The sequence below is a fragment of the Nocardioides sp. Z50_6 genome, from assembly GCF_058215755.1.
Window position 1 is genome coordinate 171,186 of sequence record NZ_JBZAJB010000003.1, and the last position, 24,809, is coordinate 195,994.

General features: G+C 73.3%; 21 protein-coding genes. 16 read left to right on the top strand and 5 right to left on the bottom strand.

Translation table 11 applies throughout. From position 1 onward, the window contains the following. The first annotated feature begins 134 nt into the window (after positions 1-134). The 8 genes from AC4BGE_RS09840 to AC4BGE_RS09875 all read left to right on the top strand — a co-directional run bounded on the left by AC4BGE_RS09840 (position 135) and on the right by AC4BGE_RS09875 (position 11,643). Positions 135-1,649: an LCP family protein gene (locus tag AC4BGE_RS09840; protein WP_490569229.1), complete on the top strand. Its 1,515-nt coding sequence runs from the start codon at positions 135-137 to the stop codon at positions 1,647-1,649. Between the two features lie 48 nt (positions 1,650-1,697). After that, complete coding sequence (locus AC4BGE_RS09845) at positions 1,698-2,681, top strand: glycosyltransferase (RefSeq protein WP_490575171.1); 984 nt, start codon at positions 1,698-1,700, stop codon at positions 2,679-2,681. After that, complete coding sequence (locus AC4BGE_RS09850) at positions 2,674-3,612, top strand: glycosyltransferase family 2 protein (RefSeq protein WP_490575172.1); 939 nt, start codon at positions 2,674-2,676, stop codon at positions 3,610-3,612. Before AC4BGE_RS09845 ends, AC4BGE_RS09850 begins: the two co-directional genes overlap by 8 nt. Positions 3,613-3,649: 37 nt before the next feature. After that, positions 3,650-4,870 carry a UDP-galactopyranose mutase gene (glf, locus tag AC4BGE_RS09855; RefSeq protein WP_490575173.1) on the top strand — a complete coding sequence of 407 codons (1,221 nt, stop codon included), beginning with the start codon at positions 3,650-3,652 and terminating at the stop codon, positions 4,868-4,870. Next, positions 4,867-6,885, top strand: coding sequence for a glycosyltransferase (locus AC4BGE_RS09860; RefSeq protein WP_490575174.1), 2,019 nt, complete (start codon positions 4,867-4,869; stop codon positions 6,883-6,885). The genes glf and AC4BGE_RS09860 overlap by 4 nt, the downstream gene beginning before the upstream one ends. Continuing rightward, positions 6,882-7,778, top strand: a complete 897-nt coding sequence (locus tag AC4BGE_RS09865) for an ABC transporter permease (RefSeq protein WP_490569224.1) — start codon at positions 6,882-6,884, stop codon at positions 7,776-7,778. Before AC4BGE_RS09860 ends, AC4BGE_RS09865 begins: the two co-directional genes overlap by 4 nt. Then, complete coding sequence (locus tag AC4BGE_RS09870; protein ID WP_490569223.1) at positions 7,778-8,551, top strand: ABC transporter ATP-binding protein; 774 nt, start codon at positions 7,778-7,780, stop codon at positions 8,549-8,551. The genes AC4BGE_RS09865 and AC4BGE_RS09870 overlap by 1 nt, the downstream gene beginning before the upstream one ends. Before the next feature lie 269 nt (positions 8,552-8,820). Continuing rightward, entirely contained in the window at positions 8,821-11,643 is a 2,823-nt protein-coding gene (locus AC4BGE_RS09875) for an FG-GAP-like repeat-containing protein (protein WP_490575175.1), read from the top strand. A gap of 3 nt (positions 11,644-11,646) precedes the next feature. Here AC4BGE_RS09875 and AC4BGE_RS09880 read toward each other — a convergent pair whose 3' ends face one another. Beyond that, on the bottom strand, positions 11,647-12,360 hold the full coding sequence (locus tag AC4BGE_RS09880) for a TIGR03089 family protein (protein WP_490575176.1): 714 nt from the start codon (positions 12,358-12,360) through the stop codon (positions 11,647-11,649). A 38-nt stretch (positions 12,361-12,398) separates the two neighbouring features. Here AC4BGE_RS09880 and AC4BGE_RS09885 point away from each other — a divergent pair, with 38 nt between their 5' ends. Beyond that, a complete protein-coding gene (locus AC4BGE_RS09885) occupies positions 12,399-13,523 on the top strand; it encodes a mannose-1-phosphate guanylyltransferase (protein ID WP_490575177.1) in 1,125 nt (374 codons plus the stop codon). 28 nt (positions 13,524-13,551) lie between these two features. Here the strand turns inward: AC4BGE_RS09885 and AC4BGE_RS09890 are convergent, their stop codons facing one another. From AC4BGE_RS09890 to cofD, 3 genes are read right to left on the bottom strand one after another with little or no spacing between them, the layout of a single operon-like run. After that, positions 13,552-14,286 (bottom strand): DUF3105 domain-containing protein, encoded by a 735-nt coding sequence (locus AC4BGE_RS09890; RefSeq protein ID WP_490569219.1) that lies wholly within the window; start codon positions 14,284-14,286, stop codon positions 13,552-13,554. Between the two features lie 59 nt (positions 14,287-14,345). Beyond that, entirely contained in the window at positions 14,346-15,353 is a 1,008-nt protein-coding gene (cofE, locus tag AC4BGE_RS09895; protein WP_490575178.1) for a coenzyme F420-0:L-glutamate ligase, read from the bottom strand. Then, positions 15,353-16,348, bottom strand: a complete 996-nt coding sequence (gene cofD / locus AC4BGE_RS09900; protein WP_490575179.1) for a 2-phospho-L-lactate transferase — start codon at positions 16,346-16,348, stop codon at positions 15,353-15,355. Before cofD ends, cofE begins: the two co-directional genes overlap by 1 nt. 229 nt (positions 16,349-16,577) lie before the next feature. On the opposite strand from cofD, the gene AC4BGE_RS09905 reads away from it, so the two are divergent. The 3 genes from AC4BGE_RS09905 to AC4BGE_RS09915 are packed head-to-tail and all read left to right on the top strand — an operon-like array spanning position 16,578 to position 21,210. Continuing rightward, positions 16,578-16,832 (top strand): WhiB family transcriptional regulator, encoded by a 255-nt coding sequence (locus AC4BGE_RS09905; RefSeq protein ID WP_181312323.1) that lies wholly within the window; start codon positions 16,578-16,580, stop codon positions 16,830-16,832. A 41-nt stretch (positions 16,833-16,873) separates the two neighbouring features. After that, entirely contained in the window at positions 16,874-19,789 is a 2,916-nt protein-coding gene (locus AC4BGE_RS09910; protein WP_490575180.1) for a glycosyltransferase family 2 protein, read from the top strand. After that, entirely contained in the window at positions 19,786-21,210 is a 1,425-nt protein-coding gene (locus AC4BGE_RS09915) for a DUF5719 family protein (protein ID WP_490575181.1), read from the top strand. The genes AC4BGE_RS09910 and AC4BGE_RS09915 overlap by 4 nt, the downstream gene beginning before the upstream one ends. 42 nt (positions 21,211-21,252) lie before the next feature. On the opposite strand, the gene AC4BGE_RS09920 is transcribed toward AC4BGE_RS09915, so the two are convergent. Then, positions 21,253-21,702 (bottom strand): metallopeptidase family protein, encoded by a 450-nt coding sequence (locus AC4BGE_RS09920; protein WP_490569214.1) that lies wholly within the window; start codon positions 21,700-21,702, stop codon positions 21,253-21,255. A 49-nt stretch (positions 21,703-21,751) separates the two neighbouring features. Between AC4BGE_RS09920 and AC4BGE_RS09925 the strand changes: the two genes are divergently transcribed. From AC4BGE_RS09925 to AC4BGE_RS09940, 4 genes are read left to right on the top strand one after another with little or no spacing between them, the layout of a single operon-like run. Beyond that, the gene (locus AC4BGE_RS09925; protein WP_490569213.1) at positions 21,752-22,111 is read left to right on the top strand and encodes a DUF3499 domain-containing protein; all 360 of its coding nucleotides are present in this window, start codon (positions 21,752-21,754) and stop codon (positions 22,109-22,111) included. Between the two features lie 31 nt (positions 22,112-22,142). After that, positions 22,143-23,537, top strand: a complete 1,395-nt coding sequence (locus tag AC4BGE_RS09930) for a phosphomannomutase/phosphoglucomutase (protein WP_490575182.1) — start codon at positions 22,143-22,145, stop codon at positions 23,535-23,537. Further along, the gene (locus AC4BGE_RS09935; RefSeq protein WP_490569211.1) at positions 23,537-23,701 is read left to right on the top strand and encodes a Trm112 family protein; all 165 of its coding nucleotides are present in this window, start codon (positions 23,537-23,539) and stop codon (positions 23,699-23,701) included. Before AC4BGE_RS09930 ends, AC4BGE_RS09935 begins: the two co-directional genes overlap by 1 nt. 12 nt (positions 23,702-23,713) lie before the next feature. Beyond that, complete coding sequence (locus tag AC4BGE_RS09940; RefSeq protein WP_490575183.1) at positions 23,714-24,751, top strand: SIS domain-containing protein; 1,038 nt, start codon at positions 23,714-23,716, stop codon at positions 24,749-24,751. Positions 24,752-24,809: the final 58 nt, after the last annotated feature.

Genomic DNA, 24,809 nt, shown 5'->3' on the forward strand with positions numbered 1-24,809 from the left:
TGCCGGTGCCCTCGGACACGCCGGGGCCGCGGTCTTGACGCCTGTGACCGGTGTGACTGGTGATACTGAGAGCGGATCTGTCGGCCCTTCCCCGGCCCTTCCCCAGCCCTTCCCCAGCAGTGAGGTCCGCCCCGATGTCGTCGCCCCTCCCGCCCCCCACCGGCGTCCGTGCTCCCGGCGTCGGGGACCGCGCCGCCCGCGTCCGGTTCCGGCGCGCGGTCTCGTTGATGCTGATGACCCTGCTGGTGCCCGGCTCCGCGCAGCTGGTCGCGGGCAACCGCCGCATCGGCTGGATCGCCCTGCGCGTGTGGATCGGCCTGCTCGGGCTCGGGGCGCTGGCCCTGCTGCTCTCGGTGCTGTGGCACCCCTTCGCCTTCTGGGCGGTCTCCAACACGCTGCTGCTGGGCGCGCTGCGCCTGGCGCTGATGCTCCTGGCCGTCGGCTGGGCGGTGCTCTTCGTCGACGCCTGGCGGCTGGGACAGCCGCTGACGCTGCTCCAGAACCACCGCCTCGCCGTCGTCGGGGTCAACGGCGTGCTCTGCTTCTCGGTCGCCGGGACGCTGCTCTTCGGCGCGCACCTGGTCGGGGTGCAGCGGGAGTTCCTGGTCACGATGTTCGGCGACGGCGAGGTCGTCGACGCCCACGACGGGCGCTACAACGTGCTGCTGCTCGGCGGCGACTCCGGCGAGGGCCGCTGGGGCCTGCGTCCCGACTCGCTGACGGTGGCCAGCATCGACGAGGAGACCGGGCGCACCGTGCTGGTCGGCCTGCCCCGCAACATGGCCAACTTCCCCTTCAAGGAGGGGTCGCCGATGGCGAAGCAGTTCCCGCAGGGCTTCGACTGCGACGGCTGCTACCTCAACGGCGTGAGCACCTGGGCCCAGGACAACCCCGAGCTCTTCGGCGACTCCGAGACCCCCGGCATCGACGCGACCGTCTCCGCCGTCGAGGGGATCACCGGGCTGGACGTCAACTACTGGGCGATGGTCAACCTCCAGGGCTTCAAGGACCTGGTCGACGCCACCGGCGGAGTGACCCTCAACGTGCGGTCCCGGATCCCGGTCGGGCTGCCGCACGAGTCCTACTTCCACTACATCGAGCCGGGCGTGAAGAAGCTGAACGGCCAGGACACCCTCTGGTTCGCCCGGGCCAGGCACGGCTCCGACGACTACTCGCGGATGGCGCGGCAGAAGTGCGTGATGAACGCGATGCTCCAGCAGATCAGCCCCGACCAGGCGCTGCGCAACTTCGAGGCCATCGCCAAGGCCGGCAGCGACATGGTCTCGACCAACGTGCCGACGAGCGAGGTCGACCGCTTCCTGGCCCTCGCTCTCAAGGCGCGCTCGGAGAAGATGTCGACCGTCTCGCTCGTCCCGCCGCTGATCAACACCGCCGCGCCCGACATCGACCTGGTGCACGCCACCGTGACCTCGGCCCTGGAGAGGGCCGAGGGGATCAAGCCCGCGCCCGCGCCGGAGCCGGAGTCGGTGGTCGAGGCCGCCCCGGAGCAGGGGACCCCGGAGCAGGAGGCCCCCGAGCAGGCGGCCCCGGCGCCGCCGGCGCCGCCGCCGGTGACCGGCGGCTCGGTGGGCTCTCTGAACACCGGCTACGCCGCCAACCAGGCCGAGGACCTCGGTTCTGCCTGTTGAGCGGTCCCGGCTCGGACGGGGTCGCGACCCCCGCCTAGGGTGTGGGCCGTGACCCAGGAGAAGGCCTCAGGGCAGCACGGCGTGGTGGCGGTCGTGGTGACCTTCAACCGCCTGACGCTGCTGCGCCGCCTGGTGGCCCGGCTGCGGGAGGTCGACGGCCTGGACCAGGTCCTGGTCCTGGACAACGCCTCGACCGACGGCACCGCCCAGTGGCTGGCCGACGCGGCTGACGAGGCCGACCAGGCCGACCAGGCCGGGGGAGCACGCACCCCCGGCGCCGGCCCGGTGCTGCGGTACCGCACCAGCGCCACCAACCGCGGCGGCGCCGGCGGCTTCCACGACGGCCTGGAGTGGGCCGTCGCCGAGGGGGCCCGGCTGGTGTGGTTGATGGACGACGACGGGCTGCCCGACCCCGACTGCCTCGAGCTGCTGCTGCGCCGCGACGGGGAGCTCGACTTCTGGGGTCCGCTCGTCGTCGACGAGGAGGACCCCCAGCGGCTGGTCTTCCCGATCAGGCTGCCCGGCGGCACCCGCGTCGTACGACGCCTCGACGACGTGCGCGCCGCCGCCCGCGACGGGCTGATCCGCGACGTGGTCATCCCCTTCAACGGGGTGCTGGTGACCAGCGAGCTGGTGACGCGGATCGGCCTGCCGCGCGAGGAGTTCTTCATCTGGGGCGACGACCACGAGTACCGGCTGCGCGCGGAGCGGGACGGCGCCCGGGTGGCCACGGTGACCGACGCGGTGGTGCGCCACCCGGCCGTCGGCGAGCTGGGCACGCCGATGATGTTCGGCCGGACCACCTACAACCACAGCCCCAGCGACCTCAAGCACTACTGCATGGCGCGCAACAACCTGGTCAACCTGCGCGACTACCGCGGCTGGGCCCATGCGGGCGCCTTCGTGGTGAAGACCGTGTGGTTCTACCTGCTCACCCGACGCGACCTGGGGCGGCTGAGACTGAGCGCCGGCGCGATGCGCGACGGCCTCCGGGGCGACTTCTCCGGGCACCGGAGGTTCCTCGATGACTGAGCCGCACGCCGACGGGCCGGGTGGGTCCCTGCCCGGCGCGGCCGTGGTGGTGGTGACCTACAACCGCGCCGACCTGCTGGCCCGGATGCTCGACGGGCTGGCGGCGCAGACCGTGCGCCCCGCCGAGGTGGTGGTGGTCGACAACGCCAGCACCGACCACACCGCCGCCGTGCTCGCCGGGCGCACCGACCTGCCGCTGACCGTGCTCACCATGACCGAGAACCTCGGGGGAGCGGGCGGCTTCCACGCCGGGACCCGAGCGGCCCACGAGGCCGGCCACGACCGGATCTGGCTGATGGACGACGACGTGGTGCCCGCCCCGGACTGCCTGGCCGTGCTGCTGGCCCGCCCCGAGCCGTGCCTGATGGCGGTCCGTGAGGACCTGTCGGGCGCCCTGGTGGAGAAGGCGGCCATCCGCTTCGACCTGGACAACCCGCTCGCGGTGCGCCCCAAGACGGCCAGCGTGGACTCGACCTACGCCACCCGGGCGCAGATGCCGCCGGTGGTGCCGGTGGAGAACGTCGCCTTCGAGGGGTTCATGGTCAGCCGCGAGGTGGTCGACGCCATCGGCCTGCCCGACCCGTCCTTCTTCATCTTCTACGACGACGTCGACTACGCCCTGCGGGCCCGGCGGGCGGGCTTCCCCATCGTGGCGGTCCGGGACGCGGTGCTGGTGCGCCAGCTCGACTTCAACCAGCAGCACGACCTCGCCGGCTGGAAGGGCTACTTCATGTACCGCAACCTCTTCGCGGTGCACTTCCGCTACGGCTCCAACGCCGCGGTGCGCGCCAAGCCCTACCTGGTCGCCCTGGCCGTCGCGCTGCTGAGCCCGGTGCGCGGGGGCAGGGCGGAGGCCCGGAACGTGATCCGTGCCATCCGCGATGCCCGGGGCATGCGCACGGTGCCGGGCTCCGACCCCACCCGTGGCTAGACTCATGGCCGCTTGCCGAGATGCTGAGGAGCACCCTTTGACCGAGTTCGACCCGTCGACCGAGCACCGCGACCGTCCCGACCTGGTGGTCGTCGGCTCCGGGTTCTTCGGCCTCACCATCGCCGAGCGGTGTGCCACCGACCTGGGGCTCAAGGTGCTCGTGGTGGAGCGTCGCAGCCACCTGGGCGGCAACGCCTACAGCGAGTTCGACGAGGAGACCGGGATCGAGGTGCACAAGTACGGCACCCACCTCTTCCACACCTCCAACCGCCGGGTCTGGGAGTACGTCAACCGGTTCACCGACTTCACCTCCTACCAGCACCGGGTCTTCGCCAAGTTCCAGGGACAGGTCTATTCCTTCCCGATGAACCTGGGGCTGATCAACCAGTTCTTCGGCAAGTCCCACACGCCCGACGAGGCGCGGGCGCTGATCGCCGAGCAGGCCAGCGAGATCGCCACCGAAGACGCCACCAACCTCGAGGAGAAGGCGATCTCCCTGATCGGCCGGCCCCTCTACGAGGCGTTCGTCAAGGGCTACACCGCCAAGCAGTGGCAGACCGACCCCAAGGAGCTGAGCGCCGACATCATCACGCGCCTCCCGGTCCGCTACACCTTCGACAACCGCTACTTCAACGACACCTACGAGGGCCTCCCGGTCGACGGCTACACCGCCTGGTTGACCCGGATGGCCGAGCACCCCAACATCGAGGTCCGGCTCAACACCGACTTCTTCGAGGTGACCGACGACTTCGACGCGGGCGACTACAAGGGCAAGGTGCCGATCGTCTACACCGGCCCCGTCGACGAGTACTTCGGCAACTGCGAGGGTCGCCTGTCCTGGCGCACCATCGACCTCGAGCAGGAGACCCTGGACGTCGACGACTACCAGGGCACCGGCGTGGTCAACGCCAACGACGCCGACGTGCCGTGGACCCGGGTGCTGGAGTTCAAGCACCTCCACCCCGAGCGCAAGCACCTGGCCGGCAAGACCATCGTGGTCCACGAGTACAGCCGCTTCGCCGAGGAGGGCGACGAGCCCTACTACCCGGTCAACACCGCCGAGGACCGGGCGATCCTGCTGAAGTACCGCGAGCTGGCCAAGGCCGAGCCGATGGTCCTCTTCGGCGGCCGCCTCGGCACCTACAAGTACCTCGACATGCACATGGCCATCGGGGCTGCGCTCTCCATGTACGACAACAAGCTCAAGCCTCACTTCGCCGACGGGGCGGAGCTCAAGAGCGGAGGAGTGGACGAATGACCACCACCAGGCTGCTCCAGCGGCAGATCTTCCCGCTGGACAGGGACCCCGGGGTCTTCCCCCTCTACGTCGACCTGGAGGAGGCGCGGCTCGACACCGACCGGCACGAGGTCGGCGGCAACAAGGCCGCCAAGGACCTCAACAACGCGGTGATCCGCCAGTCGACGTCGACCGGTCGCGCGCTCCACCCCGAGCAGATCCGCTCCCGCACCTCGCTGCAGGTCCCCAGCGGGCAGTCGATCTCGTTCGGCACCTACTTCAACGCCTTCCCGGCCTCCTACTGGCGCCGGTGGACCGTGGTCGACCGGGTCACCCTCACCGTGCGGCTGCGCGGTCGCGGGGCGATGCTGACCGTCTACAAGTCCATGGCCCGCGGTCACTCCCAGCGCGTCGACTCGGTCACCGTGACGCAGTCCGAGGGCGCCTCGACCTACTCCTTCGACCTGACCCTCGCGCCGTTCGTCGACGGTGGCTGGTACTGGTACGACGTCATCGCCGGCGACGACGAGGCGGTCGTGGAGTCCGCCGAGTGGAGCGCCGAGGTCCCGGACGACCGCGCCGAGCACGGCACCACCGACATCTGCATCACCACGATGAACCGGCCCGACTTCTGCGCCAAGCTGATCGGCCAGCTCGCCGACGACGAGGTGCTGCGCCCCTACCTCGACACCGTGCTGGTGATGGAGCAGGGCACCAAGCCGGTCACCGACTCGGAGTTCTTCCCGGCCGCGGAGAAGGAGCTGGGGGAGAAGCTGCGCGTGATCGTGCAGGGCAACCTCGGCGGGTCCGGCGGCTACGCCCGCGGCCAGCTGGAGTCGATCCGCAAGGGCACCGCGACCTACTCGCTGATGATGGACGACGACGTCGTCTGTGAGCCCGAGGGCATCATGCGGGCCATCACGTTCGCCGACCTCGCCAAGCGCCCCACCATCGTCGGCGGGCACATGTTCAACATCTACAGCCGCTCCCGGCTCCACTCCTTCGGCGAGATCATCCAGCCGTGGCGCTTCTGGTGGCAGACCCGGCTCGACGGCTACAGCGACTGGGACTTCGCCGCCCGGAACCTGCGCTCCTCGCGGTGGCTCCACAAGCGGGCCGACGTCGACTTCAACGGCTGGTTCATGTGCCTCATCCCGCGTCAGGTGCTGGAGGAGGTCGGCCTCTCCCTGCCGCTCTTCATCAAGTGGGACGACTCCGAGTTCGGCCTGCGCGCCAAGGCGGCCGGCTACCCGACGGTGACCTTCCCCGGCGCGGCTGTGTGGCACGTGCCGTGGTCGGACAAGAACGACGGCGTCGACTGGCAGGCCTACTTCCACCAGCGCAACCGCTTCGTGGCTGCCCTGCTGCACTCGCCCTACGACCGTGGCGGCCGGATGGTGCGGGAGAGCTTCAACCACCAGGTCAAGCACCTGGCCTCGTTGCAGTACTCCACCGCCGAGCTGCGCCACCGGGCGCTGGAGGACGTGCTGGCCGGCCCCCACCGGCTCCACGAGGACCTGCCGACCAAGCTGGCCGAGGTCAACGCCTTCCGCAAGCAGTTCAGCGACGCCCAGCTGCACGCCGATCGCGACGAGCTGCCCCCGGTGCGCCGCAAGAAGCCCCCGAAGAAGGGCAAGAGCGACATCGAGATCCCGGGCCGGATCAGCGCGCTGATCCAGGCCGGCCTCGCCCCGATCCGCCAGCTGCGCCCGGTGCGGGAGATGTCGCGTCGTCACCCGGAGGCCGAGCTGACCGCGCTGGACGCCGCCTGGTTCAACCTGGTCAAGTACGACTCCGCGGTGGTGTCGATGAACGACGGCACGTCGGTGGCGCTCTACCGGCGCGACCCGGAGCTCTACCGCGACCTGCTCCGCCGGACCGTGGAGATCCACGCGCGGCTCTACCGCGAGTGGCCCCGGCTGGCCGCGGAGTACCAGGCCGCCCTGGCGGAGGTGACGTCCCCCGAGCAGTGGGAGAAGACCTTCGAGCCGTGGAGCAGCGAGGAGGGGCAGACCTTCGCCCCGACGCCGCGATGACCGACGCAGAAGTCGACTCCGCACGCCCCGACCTGCCGCCGCTGGCCCCGCCGGCGGCGCGCTCCGGGCTCCTCGAGGTCTTCCGCCAGCGCTACCTGCTCGGGATGCTGGTGCGCAACACCATGCAGGCGCGCTACCAGGGCACGGTGCTGGGCTGGGCCTGGAGCTACCTCCAGCCGCTGGTGCGGTTCCTGATGTTCTACTTCATCTTCCAGGTGATGATCGGGCGCGGCAGCGGGATGGAGAACTTCGCCATCCACCTCTTCGCGGGGATGGTCCTGGTCCACTTCTTCACCGAGACCTTCGCCGGCGGCACCCAGTCACTGGTGATGAACCGCAGCCTGATCACCAAGCTGGCCATGCCCAAGGAGCTCTTCCCGGTGGCGCGGATGCTGGTCTCCCTCTGGCACACCGGACCGATGCTCCTCATCCTGGTCATCGCCTGCTTCTTCACCGGCTGGCGTCCCGACGCCCTGGGCCTGCTGGCGGGCCTGCTGGGCTTCGCCCTCATCCTGCTGCTCGGCCTGGCGCTCGCGCTCTTCTTCAGCGTCTCCAACGTCTTCTTCCGGGACTTCAGCAAGGTCGTCCAGACGTTGACCCAGTTCGTCACCTTCAGCGTGCCGATGCTCTATCCCTTCACCCTGGTGCAGGACCGCTTCGGCGAGACCGGCGCTGAGATCTACCTCTACAACCCGGTCGCGGAGGCGGTGCTGCTCATCCAGCGGTGCTTCTGGACAGGCACGACCGACGACCCGACGGCCACCGCGGCCCTGCACATGCCCGACGACCTGTGGACCCGGGGCGTGGTCATGGTAATGGTCTCGGTGGTGCTGCTCGCGCTCGCGCAGCTGTGGTTCAGCAAGTTCGAGAAGCGCGTCCCGGAGCGGCTCTGATGACCAACTACATCGAGGTCCACCACGCGACCAAGTCCTTCACCATGCAGTACCACCGCTCCCTGAAGCAGATCCTGCTGGCCCGGGCGCGGGGGCAGCGCACCCACGACGTCTTCAACGCCGTGGAGGACGTCAGCTTCACCGTCGCGGAGGGCGAGTCGATCGGGCTGATGGGCCTCAACGGCTCGGGCAAGTCAACGCTGCTGAAGATGATCAGCGGGGTGATGCGCCCCGACGCCGGCACCGTGCTCACCCGCGGTCGGATCGCTGGCCTGATCGCCACCGGTGCCGGGTTCGACATGCAGCTGACGGGGCGGGAGAACCTGCTGCTCAACGCCGCCATCCTGGGGATGAGCCGGGCCGAGACCCAACGGAAGTTCGACGAGATCGTGGAGTTCGCGGAGCTCGGCAGCTTCCTCGACACCGCGGTCGCCTACTACAGCTCGGGCATGAAGGCCCGGCTCGGCTTCGCCGTGGCCATCCACGTCGACTCCGACATCTTCATCGCCGACGAGGCGCTGGCGGTGGGGGACCGACCCTTCAAGCGCAAGTGCAAGAACAAGATGGACGAGATCCGCAAGGCCGGGACGACGATCTTCTACGTCAGCCACGCCCCCGGCTCGGTGCGCAAGCTCTGCAGCCGCGTCCTGGTGCTCGACAAGGGCCGCCTGACCTTCGACGGGGACGTGGACGAGGGCATCAAGTTCCTGCACTACGACGACGACGAGGACGGGAACGGCAGCGAGGACGACGGTCTCGGGGCCGACATCTGACCCCAGGGGGTCGGAGTCGTCGTCCGCACCACCCTTCCCAGCCGTCTAGCCCGGTCGGTCGGGCCGCTCGCCGTGCCAGGCGTGCTGGGGCTGGTGTGACTCATGTTTCTGGTGGTTTTACCCGTGACGAATTGACAAACTTGAAGAACGTCGGCGTGGCGACTGGAAATTACAACGTTGTAGTTACTCAGTTCCACTTGCCGTCACCCCTGTGACGGATGTGAAACTTGCTACTCGTGTGACCTTCCCCCGCACTGGAGTAGCCAAGAATGCATTCGACTCACGCCCGCTTCATCACCGCCTGCCAGCAGTTGCTGGCCCTCGGCGTGGTGCTCGCCGTCCTGACACCCGCCGCCAGTGTGATGAGCCTGGACGTGGTCTCGCAGCCTCCCTCACCGGGAGGCGCGTCCAGCGCCGTCCTCGCCTCCGCCGAGGTGCCCACGGAGGCGGTCGACCCCGAGGTCACCGAGTACGCGCTGGAGCCGGCCGAGGCCGACGCCGCGCCGCGGGCCTCGCAGGGGAGCGAGCCGACCGGGCCCGGGGTCCCCGAGTCGCTGGCCGCCGACGGCGCCACCGAGCCGGCCGAGCCCACCGAGCCCACCGAGCCCACCGAGCCCGCGGGCACCGCCGAGACCGCCGTGGTGGCGGCCCCGGTGGAGGGCTACGGCGCCGTCGGGGTCACCTGGTCCCCGGAGTCGACCGTCTCCGACCACGACCTGACCCTCGAGGTGCGCACCCGGGAGGGCGAGGGCTGGAGTGACTGGACCGAGCTGGAGTTCCACGACGACCACGCCCCCGAGCCCGGCAGCCCCGACGCACGCTCCGCGCGCCCCGGCACCGACCCGCTGATCGTCGGCGACGTGGAGGAGGTCCAGGTCCGCGCGGGCGCCGAGGACGGACTGCCCGGCGACCTGTCGCTGGCCGTCATCGACCCGGGCGAGGCCGAGGAGGTCCGCGAGGAGACTCCCGAGCTCGGCACCGGGGGCGCTGCCGCCGGGGGGACCGCCACGAGCGACGGCGGCGAGGCTGCGACGACCGACGGCGACGGGGCCATCGCCCTGCAGGCCGCCCGGAAGAACGCCGCGATGCCCACCATCTTCTCCCGGGCCCAGTGGGGCGCCAACGAGAAGATCCGCAGCAAGTCCTCGCTGCGCTACGGCTCGATCAGCGCCGGCTTCGTCCACCACACGGTCAACGCCAACGACTACACCGCCGACGAGGTGCCTGGCATCCTGCGCAGCATCTACGCCTACCACGTGAAGTCCCGGGGCTGGAGCGACATCGGCTACAACTTCCTCGTCGACCGCTTCGGCCGCATCTGGGAGGGCCGCTACGGCGGCGTCGACAAGGCGGTGGTCGGGGCGCACACCCTCGGCTACAACGACTACTCCTTCGCCATGTCGGCGATCGGCAACTTCGAGCTCGTGCAGCCCACCCCGGAGATGATCGCCGCCTACGGCCAGCTCTTCGGCTGGAAGCTCGGCCTGCACGGCGTCAACCCCGCCTCGACCTCGCAGCAGGTCGGCAAGAAGGTCTTCCCCGCCATCAACGGCCACCGCGACGCCGGCAGCACCGCCTGCCCGGGCCGCTACCTCTACGCCCAGCTCCCGGCGATCCGCACGGCGGCCGCCGCGGCCGCCCCGGCACCGCCCACCGCGCCCCCGGCGCCGCCGGAGGAGTTCCACGAGGCCCCGCTGAGCTCCAACCTGGCCGGCACCGCCCACCCCGACCTGGTCGTGCGCCGGGCCAGCGACGGCCGGGGGTTCGTCCTCCCGACCGGCGGCCTGGCGGCGTTCAACCGCACGCTGACGGTCTTCAAGAAGGGCTGGCGGGGACCGACCGACGTCGTGGCCTCGCCCGACCTCACCGGCGACGGCGTGGCCGACCTGGTGGTGACCTCTCGCAAGGGCGGCAAGATCAGGCCCGGCAACGGCACCGGCGGGTTCAAGAAGTCCGTGCGTACCGTCAAGACCATGCGCGACGTGCGCATGCTCACCGCGGTGGGCGACACCAACGGGGACGGGCGCAACGACCTCGTGGCGGTCGTGCGGGGCAGCAGGCAGGCGGTCGCCTTCCTCGGGACCGCGAAGTCGGGATTCACCCGGGTCAGTCTGGGGCGTTCATGGGGGCGCTACACCAGGCTGATCGGGGTCGGTGACATCAACACCGACGGACGTCCCGACCTCCTGGGCCGCGACAAGAAGGGCGTGGTCTGGACCCGGCTCGGGACCGGTCCGGCCACCTTCGGCAAGGCCCGCCGGACCCCGGGCGACTGGTCGGGCTACAACCAGCTGGTCGGGGGCGCCGACTTCACCGGTGACGGGCGGGCCGACCTGGTCGCCCGCAAGCGCTCCGGCGCGGTCTACGTGCTGCCCGGCCTCGGGAACGGCTCCTTCGGACAGCCGCAGGGCCCGATGGCCAACCTGCCCCGGCTCAGCGGGATGAGCGCCGTGCAGGTCGTCGACGGCACCGCCCCGGACCTGGTCGCCCGGCGGGGCCCCGCGCTGGTCGTGGTGCCCAACCGCGGCAGCTTCGACCTCGGCAGCCCGATCGACACCGGCGCCGACCTCTCCGGCTCCAACCTGCTGATCAACGCCGGCGACTGGGACGGCGACGGGTTCGGCGACGTCCTCACCCGCGAGGGCGACGGCGGGCTCCTGCTCCGCCGCGGGAACGGCCAGGGACAGCTCGCGGCCCCGGTGCTGCTGGGGAGCGGCTGGCCCGCGGGCGAGGCGGTCGAGGCGGTCGGCGACGTCACCGGTGACGGCTACCCCGACCTGATGCGGACGCCCGCCGGCGGCCAGGCGCTCCTCTACCGCGGGCAGGGGGCCGGGGGCTACCTCGAGCCGGTGGCGGCCACCGGCCTGAGCCGGGCCGCGCTCCGGCTGGCAGCCCGCTCCAACCCGTCCTACGACCTGAGCGCCTACGACTGGCAGGTCCCGATCGCCGACGCCCAGCTGGGGCCGCGGACCGACCTGGTGGTCCGCGAGGCGGCCACCGGCCGGCTCTACCTCATCAACGGCAGCGCGAAGGGCCTGCGCGGCCTGCGGCTGCTCGGCGAGGGCCTCGGGGGCTACGACCTGGCGGGCTGAGGCTCACCCGGCCTCGTGCACGTCGGTGACGCGCTCGTCGTCGGCGGTCGCGGCCAGGCGGCCGGGGTCCGCCTCGGCCACCAGCACCACAGACCCTCCCCGGGCCAACGGCTCGGTGAAGGTGGCCAGACCTGATGGGGAAGTCGGGTTCGCCACCGTGAGGAGGCGGCCGCCGTCGGAGAGGAGACTCCCGGCGGCGGCCGCCGTCATCAGCTGGTCCTGGCTCACCCCGGGGACGGCCTCGTCCTGGGGCTGCGGCGGGTCGTGGGGGGTGAACCCGTCGGGCTGGGCCCACACCTCCAGGCCCACGTCGATCACCCCCGCCGGCAACGGGTCGGCGAAACGGACGCCGAGCGGGCGCAGGCTGCAGGCCAGGACCGGGCGGTCCCGCGCTGTGTCGGCGTACGCCGGGAGGCTCCCCGGGCCGCAGACCACCGCGTCGGCCGGCTCGTCGGCGACCACGACCAGGCCCACCGTCCAGGCGGCTCCCAGGAAGACCGGGCCCAGCCAGTGCGGGGGCAGGTCGACGCGGAGCCGCTGCCCGCGCTCGAGGTCGCACTCGTCGGCCAGCAGCCCGGCGACCTTGGCCACCCAGTTGGCGTAGGTGGTCACCGAGAGCTCGACGCGCTCCCCGGTGAGGTGGTCGTAGAAGGTGACGAGCGGACGTCCGGGGTCGCGTCGCAGCTGCCGGGCCAGCACGTCGTTGAAGGTGGGCACCGCGCCAGCCTAGGCGCCGGGTCGTCTAGCCTCCCGCCATGACCCAGTCACCGCAGCCCCTCCCGGACCGGGCGGCGCGCCCCGCCGCCTCCCTCGACGGGTTCTGGGCGGTGGTGCCGGCCGGGGGAGCGGGCACCCGGCTGTGGCCGTTGTCGCGGCGCCGGGCGCCGAAGTTCCTCCTCGACCTGACCGGCTCGGGGCGGACCCTGCTCCAGGACACCCTGGACCGGCTGACCCCGCTGACCCAGGGGCGGGCGCTGGTGGTCACCGGGCAGGCCCACCGCGACGCCGTGCTCGCCCAGCTGCCCGACCTCGGCCCCGGCGACGTCGTGGCCGAGCCGTCGGCGCGGGACTCGATGGCCGCCATCGGGCTGGCCGCGGCGCTCCTGGAGCTGCGCGACCCCGACGCGGTGATGGGCTCCTTCGCCGCCGACCACGTGATCACCGACGAGGAGGCCTTCGGCACCGCCGTGAAGCAGGCGCACGCCGCCGCCCGCGAGGGCTGGCTGGTGACCATCGGGATCGAGGCGACGCACCCCGCCACGGGCTTCGGCTACGTGCGCGCGGGCGAGCCGCTGCCCGGTCTCGAGGCCAGGCGGGTCGCCGAGTTCGTGGAGAAGCCCACCCTCGACGTCGCCACCCGCTACGTCGCCGACGGCTACCGCTGGAACGCCGGGATGTTCGTGGTCCGGCCGTCGGTGCTGCTCGACCTGCTCGCCGAGCAGGACCCGGCGTTCGCCGCCGCCCTGCGCGGGATCGCCGCCGCGCCCGCCACGCTGGGGGAGGTGTGGCCCACGCTGCCCCGGATCGCGATCGACCACGCCGTCGCGGAGCCCGCGGCCGCCGCGGGCCGGGTCGCGGTGGTGGCCGGCCGCTTCGGCTGGGACGACGTGGGCGACTTCGCCTCCCTCGGCGACCTGCTCGGCGCCGGCGCGGCGAGCGGTGGGGTCACCGTGCTCGGGGACGACGCCCTGGTCCGCGCGATCGACAGCTCAGGCCTGGTGGTGCCGGCGGGCGGGCGGACCGTCGCGGTCATCGGTCTCGACGACGTGGTCGTGGTCGACACCGGGGACGCCCTCCTGGTCACCTCGCGGGAGCGGGCGCAGGAGGTGAAGAGCATCGTGGCCGCCCTCCAGGAGGACGGCCACGAGGAGCTGACCTGAGCCGTTCCGGCCGGAACGGTGCGGTGCCTCAGATCGCGTCGGGCTCCGGGGAGTCCATGTAGGGGTAGTCGAGCATGAACTTCTCCAGGGCCTCGCCGCTCGGCTCCGAGCAGTACTGCCACACGCCGACCTGCTTCTCCGGGTCCTGGTTGCCGGCGCCGCCGATCGACCAGTGGGTCATGGCGATGTGCTGGCCCTCGGGGAACTTGCCGCCGTCCTCGTCACGCCACGGCACGGCCTTGAACTTGTTGCGCAGGTTCTCGTCGTTCTCGAACTTGCTGGCGATGCCGCGCAGCGTCTTCATCTGCTCCTCGTCGTCGGCGATCGTCTCGTCGTACCACATCAGCGTGTAGCCGTGCTCGAGGTTGTGCACGAGCTCGCCGAGGTCCGGGCGGTCGTCGGTGTAGAACTTCCGGTCGATGGAGTCCCAGATGTCGTAGTGCTGGCCGAACGCGGGCGGGGCGTCCTCGTACGTCAGGGGAGTGCCCTCGGGGACGTGGTCCTGGCTCCCGCTGGCCTTCTTGGTCTCGACCTCCTGGCAGGAGGACGCCGGGGCGCCGATCTCGCCCACGGCCTGGTCCTTGAACTCGCGCAGCTCCCGGGAGTCGCCGGTGGCCGCCCAGACGGCGGATCCGATGATCAGCAGGCCCGCCAGCACGGCGCCGACCACGATGGCGTTGCCCTTGCGGCGCTCGGCCGACTTCTGCTGCTTGCGGATGTCGTCGATGACGGCCTGTCGGCTCGTCTTGTCCTTGTTGGCCACGTCGGGGGCGTCCTCGTCTCGTCTTCGGCGACCCACCGGGGGGCGGGTCGGCGTGCAGTCTACGGAACCGCGGGCGAGATGCGAGCGACGGCTCGATCCGCGTCCGGGGCCCACTCCGCGAGGTCCCAGCCGTGGCTGAAGCAGAGGGCGGCCACGGCGCTCCGCGAGACCCCGGCCGGCAGCCGGACCCGGTGAGGGCCCGCCCCGTCGGCCCCCTCGGGGGTCACCTCGACGCCGGGGTCGAGGCGGCGCAGCACGCCCGTCAGCTCGGCCACGTCGGTGGGCGCACCGAAGACGGTCCGGTCCTCGGGGTCGCCGAGCAGGGCCGCCACCACCGCCTCGCGCGTCCCGAGGCCGAACATGTCGCCGCGCACCGGCCGCTGCAGGGCCCGGGCGCCGGGGCCGTCGACCCCGGCCGGCAGCACCAGGTCGGGCCGCCCGCGGACCAGGGCCACCGGCCGGCCGCCCAGCTTGCCCTGGGCCAGCTCGACCGCGCCGGCCAGCTCGTCGGCCACGGCCGGGGCGGTGACCGCGAGCTCGTGCCCGTGGGCGTCGACGCGCCCCACGTGGCTCTCGAGGGGCTCGAGGCCGGCGACGCCGATCGCGATGTCGGTCTGCCCCTCGCGCCACGCCCGGCCCGCGGTGTCGGTGACCAGCACGGCCACGTTGACGCCCAGTGCCTCGTGCAGGCGCCGGCGCAACCGCGCCGCGGACGCGTCCGGGTCCACCGGGAGGAGGGCGATGCTGCCCGCGGGCACGTTGGAGCGGTCGATGCCGGCCGCGGCCATCACCAGACCGAGCCGGCTGCGCACGATCCGGGTCGCCCCGCGGCTGGCCACCGTCCGGACCGTCTCGGCCTCCAGCGCCGCCGCGTGCTCGGCGGCGTCGACCAGCCGGCCCTCGGCCTTGCTCACGATCTTGCTGGTCACCACCACCACGTCGCCGTCGCGCACCGGGGAGTCCAGACCGGCCAGCAGGCGGACCAGCAGGGCGGCCAGGTCCGTGCCGGGCGCGATCTCGCCGACCCCGTCGGGCGCGACCACCTCGAGGCGTCCGGAGGCCGCCATCAGCCCACCAGGTCGACCGCGGCGGCGACCATCGCGGCCGTCGCCTCGGGCGAGGTCATCATCAGCGGCACCGCCCGGGTGGGCAGGCCGGCCTGCTGGGTGGTCGCGACCTGGTCGGCGTCCCGCTCGTCGACCAGCCACCCGTCCAGCACGCCCCCCGTGCTGCGGGCGCCGTAGTGCAGGCCCACCGCACCCGCGCTGACCTCGACCCCCACCGACCGGAGCAGCTGCTCGGCCATCCCGCGCACGTGGCTGCCCGCGACGACGGGGGAGAGCCCCACCACGGGGGCGGTCGCGGCGGCCAGCGCCTCGCGGACCCCCGGGACCCCGAGGATGGTGCCCAGGGAGACCACCGGGTTCGACGGGGGCAGCAGCACCAGGTCGGCCTCGGCGATCGCCTCCAGCACCCCTGGCGCGGGGGTGGCGGCGTCGAGCCCCACGAAGAGCAGCGCCTCGGCCGGCACCTCGGCGCGCAGGCGCACCCAGTACTCCTGGAAGTGGACGACCCGACGCCCGCTGGGCGCCTGTGGGTCGGCGATCGCCACGTGGGTCTCGACCCGGTCGTCGGTCATCGGCAGCAGCCGGACGCCGGGCTGCCACCGCCGGCACAGCGCCTCGGTCACGGCGGAGAGCGGGTAGCCGGCCTCCAGCATCTGGGTGCGCACCAGGTGGGTGGCGACGTCCCGGTCGCCGAGCCCGAACCAGGTCGGCTCCACGCCGTAGGCGGCGAGCTCCTCCTTGACGCTCCAGGTCTCGTCCCTGCGGCCCCAGCCCCGCTCCGCGTCGATGCCGTCGCCGAGGGTGTACATCACGGTGTCGAGGTCGGGGCAGACCTTGAGGCCGTGCAGCCACAGGTCGTCGGCGGTGTTGCCGACGACCGTCACGCTCGCCTCCGGCGACACTCCTGGGATGGTCCCGGCCGCGAGGCCGTGCTTGAGGCCCTGGAGGAAGCGGGCTCCGCCCATACCACCGGAGAGCACCGTGATGTTGCGCATGGACACATCTTCGCCCGTAAGGTTCGCAGCCCGGACAGGTGGTCTGGTCAGGCCCCCCGGATCGACCCGATATAACACGGCCGGGCTTGACTTCCGCGGTACGACAGGCATGTAATTCCCACAGTGTTATTCATTCAGGTTCACGACGTGAGATCTCGGGCACACTGCCCGGGGACGCGGAAAGCAACACGGGTCCGGCAGGGCCTGCAGGGTCGAGAGGCGAGGGCGTATGCGAGAACTGTTTCTCCTTGATTCCGACGCCGAGGAGATGGGCTGGCAGGATCGCGCGCTCTGCGCGCAGACCGACCCGGAGGCGTTCTTCCCCGAGAAGGGGGGTTCCACCCGCGAGGCCAAGAAGGTCTGTCTGACCTGTGACGTCCGCAACGACTGTCTCGAGTACGCACTGATGAACGACGAGCGCTTCGGCATCTGGGGAGGGCTCTCCGAGCGCGAGCGGCGCAAGCTGAAGAAGCGGGCCGTCTGACCCTGGTCCGCCGCTCATCGGGCGGTGGTTAGGCTGCCCCGGTGATCGTCTCCGCCGTCCTCGTCAGCCATGACGGGGAGAGGTGGCTCCCGGGGGTGCTCCGCGGTGTGCGTCGCCAGCGCCGTCCCGTCGACCGGGGCATCGCGGTCGACACCGGCAGCAAGGACCAGTCCGCCCAGCTGGTCCGCGACGCCTTCTCCGAGACCGCGGTCGTCGCCGCGCCCGGCTCCACCTCCTACCCCGCCGCCGTCCGCCTCGCCCTCGAGCACCTCCCGCCGGTGGCGGAGGAGAACCACGACGAGTGGATCTGGCTGCTGCACGACGACTCGGCCCCCGATCCCGACGCTCTCGCCGCCCTGGTCGCGGCGGCCGAGGAGCACCCCGACGCCCAGGTCCTCGGGCCGAAGCTGCGCGAGTGGCCCTCGCTGCGCCGCCTGCTCGAGCTCGGCGTCACCATCTCCGGCACCGGCCGGCGCGAGACCGGCCTCGAGCGCGGCGAGTACGACCAGGGTCAGCACGACCAGGTGCGCGAGGTGCTCGCGGTAAACACCGCCGGCATGCTGGTGCGCCGTGAGGCGCTCGAGCGGCTCGGCGGTCTCGACGAGGCGCTGCCGATGTTCGGCAACGACATGGACTTCGGCTGGCGGGCGGCGCGCGCCGGCCTGCGCACCCTGGTGGTCCCGCAGGCGGTGGTCTTCCACGCCGAGGCGGCGCACCGCGGCATCCGCCGGACGCCGCTGACCGGGCGGCACACGCACTACCAGGAGCGGCGGGCGGCGCTGTTCACCCTGCTGGCCAACGTGGAGTCGCGGCGCCTGCCCTGGCAGGTCGTGCGGCTCCTCCTCGGCACCCTGCTGCGGGTCCTCGGGTTCCTGCTGGTCCGCTCGGTGGGCGAGGCCCTCGACGAGCTGGCCGCGCTGGTCAACGTCTACGGCCGCCCCGGCCAGATCCGCGACGCCCGCCGGCGGCGTGCGCGGGAGCACGGCGTGCGGCCGCGCGACGTACGCCGCCTGCTCGCCCCGTGGTGGGTGCCCTACCGGCACGGTCTGGACTTCCTCTCCGACCTCCTCGGGGCCCTGGTCGGGCAGGCCCAGGACGTCGCGGAGCGGCGCCGGGCCGCCCGGACCGACGACCCGGGTGCGGTGGCGTCGGGGCGGGAAGCGTCCCGCCCCGCTGACCGGTCCGGCCAGCCGGGCCCGCCGGGCGAGGACGACGAGGAGCTCTTCGAGGACACCGGCCTGGTGGTCCGCTTCCTGACGAACCCCCGCGCGGTCTCGTTGACCCTCTTCGTGGTGCTGGCACTGGTCGCGGCCCGTGCCGCCCTGGGGGAGATCCAGGGCGGTGCGCTCTCCCCGGTGCCCGCCTCGGTGGGGGACTGGTGGCGCCTCTACGTCGAGACCCGGCACCCCCTGGGCACCGGCACCGACGTCCCGGCGCCGGCCTACGTGGCCGTGTTCGCGCTGCTCGGCACCGTGCTGGGCGGCAGCGCGGGTGCCGTGGTCAGCGCCGTGATGCTTCTGGCCGTCCCCCTGTCGTTGTGGGGGGCCTGGCGCTTCCTGCGGGTGGTGGGCCGCCTGGTCGACCCCGCGGGGCTGCCGCAGTGGGTCCTGGCCTGGGGGGCGGCCACCTACGCCCTGGTGCCGGCCACCTCGGGGGCCTGGGGCGAGGGACGCTTCGGGACGGTCGTGCTGGCCGGGCTCCTGCCGTGGATCGCCCACGCCGCCCTCGGCTTCGCCGACCCCGAGCCCGACCGGCGCTGGCGCGCGGCCTGGCGGACCGGTCTGCTGCTGGCCCTGGCCGCCGCCTTCGTGCCCGGGGTCTGGCTCTTCGGGCTGCTCGCCGCGGGCATCGTGGTGGCCGCCGGCTTCGCGATCAGCCCCCGCCTGCTCCGCGACCGGTCCGCCTGGGGGCCGCCGGCGCTGGCCCTCGGCGTGGTGCCGGTGCTGCTGCTCCCGTGGCTGCTGCCGCTGCTGCTGACCGGCTCCGGCACGGGCCTGCTGCTGGAGGCCGGGCGGCTGCCGCTGGCCGAGGCGGGCTTCACCGACCTGCTGACCGGACGGCTGGGCGACCTCGGCGCGCCCTGGTGGCTGGGGGCGCCGATCGGCGTCTTCGCGGTGCTGGCCATCGCGCCGCGGCTGACCCGCGTCCCGGTCACCATCTGCTGGGTGATCGCGCTGGCGGCCGCCGTGGTGGTGGCCGTCCTCGGGTTCCTGACGCTGCGACTGCCCGCCACCTCGACGCCGCCGAGTCTCGGCTTCTTCGTGGTGGTGCTCCAAGGGGTGGCCGTGGTCGCCACGGTGCTGGGCGCCGAGGCGTGGACGCGCCGGCTCGTCTCCCGGCACCCCTGGTGGCAGCGGGCGCTGGCCGGCGCGGTCGCGGTGACCGCCGCCGCGGTCCCGCTCGGCGGCCTGGCCTGGTGGGTGGTGGACGCCGAGGACTCCTTCGGCGCCGACGTCGTCGAGTCGGTCCCGGCCTACATGGCCCAGAGCTCCCTGACCGGCGACGAGCACGGCGTGCTGGTGCTGCGCGGCTCGGTCGACACCGGCCTGAGCTACCGGGTGCGCCGCGGCGACGGAGTCACCGTCGGGGAGGACGAGGTGCTCAGCCTCGCCGACGAGGACGAGTCGATGACCCGCACGGTCACCGCGCTCGCCTCCAGCCCCGCACCCGCCGACGTCGCCGCCCTGGCCGCCCACGGCATCGAGTACGTCGTGCTCGCCGCGCCGGCCGACGGGCGGGTCGCCGCCGAGCTGGACGCGGTCTCCGGGCTGGTGCAGGCCAGCGCCGAGGACCGCCGCACCCGCGCCTGGCGGGTCGACCGCCCGCTGGACGCCTCCGCCGTGGAGAGCCGGGTCACCGCGGGGCGCGTGGTGCTGCTCGTCGTCCAGGCCGTGGCCGTCCTGGTCGCGCTCGTCCTCGCCGCCCCCACGCTCGCCGGAAGGAGGCAGCGCTCATGACGCTGGACCCCCACCAGCCCGCCTCACGCACCCCCGGCACCCGGCGCCGCGTCGCGGAGCCGCGCGAGCGGTCGATCAGCTCGACCACCCTGCTGGCGATGCTGGTCCCCGTGCTCACCGTCGGCGCCCTCGCCCTGGTCGACCCGGCCCCCACCGAGGACCCGGGCCGGGACCCGGCCTCCGCACCCCTCACCCGGGTCTCGGTCGTCTGTCCGCCCGCCCTGGGCGGCAGCGAGGAGGTCGCCGCCACGGTGGCCGGCACCGGCTCGGACGAGGCCGACCCGGCGGGCGAGGCGGCCCTGCGGGTGCGCGGTCGCGACGACGAGCTCGACCCCACGCCGGGCCGGGTGGTCACGCTGCGCGAGCGCGACCACGTGGTGCTGCAGGGCGAGGGCGGTGGCGCGCCCGGCCTGGTCGCCGTGCGCAGCGGCGCCGGCGCGGGAGTGGAGTGCCTGGCCCCCGCGGCCGAGCGGTGGTTCACCGGCGTGGGCGCGGGGGCCGAGAGCCGCTCCGAGCTCGTCCTGGTCAACCCCGACGGCGGCCCGGCCGTCGCCGACGTGACGGTGCTGGGGGAGGAGGGGCCGGTGGAGGTGCCGGCCCTGCGCGGCCTGACCGTGCGCGGGGGCAGGACGACCACCGTCGACCTCGCGGCCGTGGTGCCCCGTCGTGACGAGCTGGCCCTGCGGGTCCAGGTCTCCCGAGGCCGGCTGGCGGCGGCCGTGGTCGACCGCTTCGACGAGCTGGGCGGCGGCACCAGCACCGCCGACTGGCTGCCCGGCTCGGCCGCGCCCTCGACCACCGACTACCTCCTGGGCCTCGGCGGCGGCACCGGCTCCCGCCGGCTCGTGGTCGCCAACCCCGGACCGGACGAGGCGCTGGTGCGGGTCCGGCTCGTCACGCCGCGCAGCGAGTTCGCGCCGACCGGGCTCGAGGAGGTCGTCGTCCCTCCCGGGTCGACCACCGTCACCGACCTGGGGCGGCTGCTGGGCGCTCGCACGGCCCGCGGCGCGGTGGGCCTGCGGCTCGACAGCGACCACCCGGTGACCGCGGCGCTGCGCTCGGTCACCGGCGAGGACCTCTCCTACGCGGTGGGCGCCGAGCCGGTCCTGACCCGGGCCGCGGCGCCGGTGCCGGCCGGTCCGAAGCGGCTGGTGCTGGCCGGCGCCTCGCGGGTCACCGACGTGACGGTGCGGCTCAGCGACGCCCAGGGCCGGCCGGTGGACACCGAGCAGGTGGCGCTGCAGCCGGGCCAGGCCGCCCGGGTCCCGCTCGAGGCCCGGGCCCGCTCGGTGGAGCTGCTGCTCGACGGCGTGCCGGTCCGCGCGGCGCTGGAGACCGGGCCGCCCGGCCTGGCCGTGCGGCCGCTGCACGAGCTGCCGGTGAGCCGCGAGATCCCGGCGGTCCGGCCCGGCCTCTACTAGCGGGGTCGCCCGGGCGGGTGCCGGCCGGCCTCAGAGGCGGACCTAGCCGCGGGGGTCCACCTCGTCGGGGGAGCGGCCCAGCAGCTCGGCGACCTGCTCCACCACCACGGTGAGCACCAGGGCGCGGAGCTCCTCGCGGCCCTCGCACCGGTGCTCGATGGGCCGCCGGAACAGGACGAGCCGGGCAGGTTCGGTGCCGGTGCCCCGGACCAGGGAGGAGAGGGGCACGGTGTCGTCCCAGTCGTCGGGCACCAGCGGGGTGTCCTCCACGGCGTACTCGACCAGGCCCAGCTCGTCGTGCCACCGGTCCTCCACGGCCCGGACCACGTCGAGCACCAGCTCGTCGAAGCGGTGCCGGGGGGTGCGGCGCGCCGGTTCCGACGGCGAGCTCCGCAGCACGCCGGGCCCGCGGGGCCCGCGACCGCGGCGGTCCCGGGTGCGGCGCCGCGTGGTCAGCTCCCCGGGGGACGGTGACGGCACGACCGGGTCCATCCCGCGAGCCTAGACCGTGCGGCTGGGCGCGGCCGGTAACGTGCGACCCGTGAGTCATACCCGTCGTTGTTCGCGCACGGCGTGCGGTCGTGCCGCCACGGCGACCCTGACCTACGTCTACGCCGACCAGACCGCGGTGCTGGGGCCCCTGGCGATCTATGCCGAGCCGCACGCCTACGACCTCTGCGACCAGCACAGCGAGCGGCTCTCGGCGCCGCGTGGGTGGGAGGTGCTCCGGCTCGCCCCGGACCCGTCGGCCCAGGGGCCCTCGGGCGACGACCTGCTGGCACTGGCCGACGCGGTGCGCGAGGCCGCCCGCCCGCCGGAGCCGGCTCCGCAGGTGCACCCCGCCGACGACCCGGCCCGCGGCGTGCGCCGCGGTCACCTGCGTGTCCTGACCACGGAGTGAGCGCCGCGCGCGAGCCGCTAGGCTGCGCCCCATGTCCTCCGACACCCTCGACCCCGCCAACCTGGACGCCATCTTCAAGGCCTACGACGTCCGGGGCACGGTCCCGGACCAGCTGGACGACGACCTCGCCCGGGCCACGGGTGCCGCCTTCGTCCTGGTGACCGAGGCCCCCACCGTGGTCGTGGGCCACGACATGCGGCCCAGCTCGCCGGGGATGGCCGAGGCCTTCGCCCAGGGCGCCGCCGGGGCCGGGGCCGACGTGGTGATGATCGGGCTCGCCTCCACCGACCAGCTCTACTTCGCCTCCGGCCACCTCGGGCACGCCGGCGTGATGTTCACCGCCAGCCACAACCCCGCCCAGTACAACGGCATGAAGATGTGCCGCGCCGGCGCGCAGCCGATCGGCATGGAGACCGGGCTCGCCGAGATCCGCGACCTGGTCGGGCTGCGGGCGACCACCGGCGCCCACCTGGTGCCCGACGACACCCCCACCGGCACCACCACCGAGCAGGACGTGCTCGGTGCCTACGCCGACCACCTGCTCTCCCTGGCGCCGGTGCGCGGACGCCGGCTCAAGGTCGTCGTCGACGCCGGCAACGGGATGGCGGGCCTGACCGCCCCCGAGGTCTTCGGCCGCATCGGCGCCGACCAGGTCGAGATGATCCCGATGTACTTCGAGCTCGACGGCACCTTCCCGAACCACGAGGCCAACCCCATCGAGCCGGAGAACCTGGCCGACCTGCAGCGCCGGGTGGTCGAGACCGGGGCCGACCTGGGCCTGGCCTTCGACGGCGACGCCGACCGTTGCTTCCTGGTCGACGAGCGCGGGCGGGCGGTGCCGCCGTCGACCCTGACCGCGCTGATCGCGGCCCGCGAGCTGGCCAAGCACCCGGGGGCCACGATCATCCACAACCTGATCACCTCCCGCGCGGTGCCGGAGCTGGTGACCGAGCTGGGCGGCAAGCCGGTGCGGACCCGGGTCGGTCACTCCTTCATCAAGGCCACGATGGCCGAGACCGACGCCGTCTTCGGAGGGGAGCACAGCGGGCACTTCTACTTCCGCGACTTCTGGCGCGCCGACTCCGGGATGCTGGCCGCCCTGCACGCGCTGGCCGCGCTGGCGGAGTCCTCCGGCACGCTCTCGGAGCTGCTCGCCGAGTACGAGCGCTATCCCGCCAGCGGCGAGATCAACTCCACCGTCGCCGACCAGGCCGCCGTCCTCGCGACCCTGCGCGGGCAGTACGCCGCGGCGGCGGGCGTGGAGCTCGACGAGCTCGACGGCCTCACCGTCACCCACCGTGACTGGTGGTTCAACGTCCGCGCCTCCAACACCGAGCCGCTGCTCCGGCTCAACGCCGAGGGCAAGGACGATGCCACCATGACCGAGATCCGCGACACCGTCCTCGCCCTCATCAGGAGCTCATGATGAACATCGACCCCGCCCTCCTCGAGATCATCGCCTGCCCGGGCTGCCACAGCGCCCTGGGCGTCCAGGGCGACGAGCTGGTCTGCTCCGGGTGCGGCAACGCCTACCCGGTGCGCGACGACATCCCGGTGCTGCTGCTCGACGAGGCCCGCAAGCCCGCCTGACCGGAGGCCACGATGACCACCTGGTTCGACGAGTCCCGCCTCGACGACGCCCGGGTCCTGGAGGCCCACGACGGGCTGCTGCGCCCGCTGGCGGAGTCCGGTGCCCGGGTCCGCCGGGAGATGTCGGGCGCCGCCGACCTGCTCCCCGCCGCGGTGGCGCGGGCCCTGGAGGGCAGCCGGCCGCGCGCGGTGGTGGCCGCCGGGCCCGACTCGCGGCTGCTGCGCGCGGTGCTCGAGCCGTGGTGCCCCGTGCCGTTCGTGGCGTGGCCCGGTCCGGGGCTCCCCGGCTGGGTGGGCGGCCTGGACCTGGTGGTGGTGCTGGCGCCGGAGGGCTCCGACCAGGGCTCGGCCTCGGCGGTCAGCGAGGCCGCCCGGCGCGGCGCCCAGTGCGTGGTGGCCTGTCCTCCGGCGTCGATGGTCGCCGAGCACGCCACCGGCCGCTGGACCACCATCCTGCCGGTGACCACCCGCGACCAGCTCGCGGCCGCCGTGGTGACCCTGGAGTACCTCGACCGGACCCAGCTCGGACCCCGCGCCGACGCCGAGGAGGTGGCCGCGGCGCTGGACGCCGTGGCGACCGTCTGCTCGCCGCACCGGGACCTGGCCGTCAACCCGGCCAAGATGCTCGCCATCGCGCTCGCCGACACCTCGCCCGTGGTGTGGGGCGGGTCGGTGCTGGCCGCCCGGGCCGCCCGCCGGGTGGCGGAGTCGCTGCGGCGGGCCACCGGGGCCTCGGCGCTCGCCGGGGACGCCGAGCACCTGCTGCCCGTGCTCGAGGCGACCCGGCCGCGCGACGTCTTCGTCGACCCCTTCGCCGAGGAGGCCCCCGAGCGCCGCCCGCTGCTGCTGGTGCTCGACGACGGCACGCAGGGGGCCCACGCCCGCCAGGAGCGGACCCGCCTCCAGGCCGCGGCCAGCAGTCGTGGCGTCAGGATCGAGACGGTCAGCTGCGACGACACCGCGACCACCGAGGTCGCCCGCTACGCCTCCCTGGTGCTGCACGGCCGCTACGCCGCCGCCTACCTGGGCATGGGCCTCGTCGAGGAGTGAGCGCCGGACGGCACTGCCCGCCCGGGGAACTGGGTACTCTTCGCCGGTGCGCACATCT

Bases quoted from the DNA above. Each gene is read 5' to 3' on its own strand.
- AC4BGE_RS09870 (WP_490569223.1), top strand. From the start codon at position 7,778: ATGACCAACTACATCGAGGTCCACCACGCGACCAAGTCCTTCACCATG.
- AC4BGE_RS09860 (WP_490575174.1), top strand. From the start codon at position 4,867: ATGACCACCACCAGGCTGCTCCAGCGGCAGATCTTCCCGCTGGACAGG.
- AC4BGE_RS09885 (WP_490575177.1), top strand. From the start codon at position 12,399: ATGACCCAGTCACCGCAGCCCCTCCCGGACCGGGCGGCGCGCCCCGCC.
- AC4BGE_RS09865 (WP_490569224.1), top strand. From the start codon at position 6,882: ATGACCGACGCAGAAGTCGACTCCGCACGCCCCGACCTGCCGCCGCTG.
- AC4BGE_RS09905 (WP_181312323.1), top strand. From the start codon at position 16,578: ATGCGAGAACTGTTTCTCCTTGATTCCGACGCCGAGGAGATGGGCTGG.
- AC4BGE_RS09915 (WP_490575181.1), top strand. From the start codon at position 19,786: ATGACGCTGGACCCCCACCAGCCCGCCTCACGCACCCCCGGCACCCGG.
- cofE (WP_490575178.1), bottom strand. From the start codon at position 15,353: ATGGCGGCCTCCGGACGCCTCGAGGTGGTCGCGCCCGACGGGGTCGGC.
- AC4BGE_RS09930 (WP_490575182.1), top strand. From the start codon at position 22,143: ATGTCCTCCGACACCCTCGACCCCGCCAACCTGGACGCCATCTTCAAG.
- AC4BGE_RS09850 (WP_490575172.1), top strand. From the start codon at position 2,674: ATGACTGAGCCGCACGCCGACGGGCCGGGTGGGTCCCTGCCCGGCGCG.
- AC4BGE_RS09920 (WP_490569214.1), bottom strand. From the start codon at position 21,702: ATGGACCCGGTCGTGCCGTCACCGTCCCCCGGGGAGCTGACCACGCGG.
- AC4BGE_RS09840 (WP_490569229.1), top strand. From the start codon at position 135: ATGTCGTCGCCCCTCCCGCCCCCCACCGGCGTCCGTGCTCCCGGCGTC.
- cofD (WP_490575179.1), bottom strand. From the start codon at position 16,348: ATGCGCAACATCACGGTGCTCTCCGGTGGTATGGGCGGAGCCCGCTTC.
- AC4BGE_RS09940 (WP_490575183.1), top strand. From the start codon at position 23,714: ATGACCACCTGGTTCGACGAGTCCCGCCTCGACGACGCCCGGGTCCTG.
- AC4BGE_RS09935 (WP_490569211.1), top strand. From the start codon at position 23,537: ATGAACATCGACCCCGCCCTCCTCGAGATCATCGCCTGCCCGGGCTGC.
- AC4BGE_RS09875 (WP_490575175.1), top strand. From the start codon at position 8,821: ATGCATTCGACTCACGCCCGCTTCATCACCGCCTGCCAGCAGTTGCTG.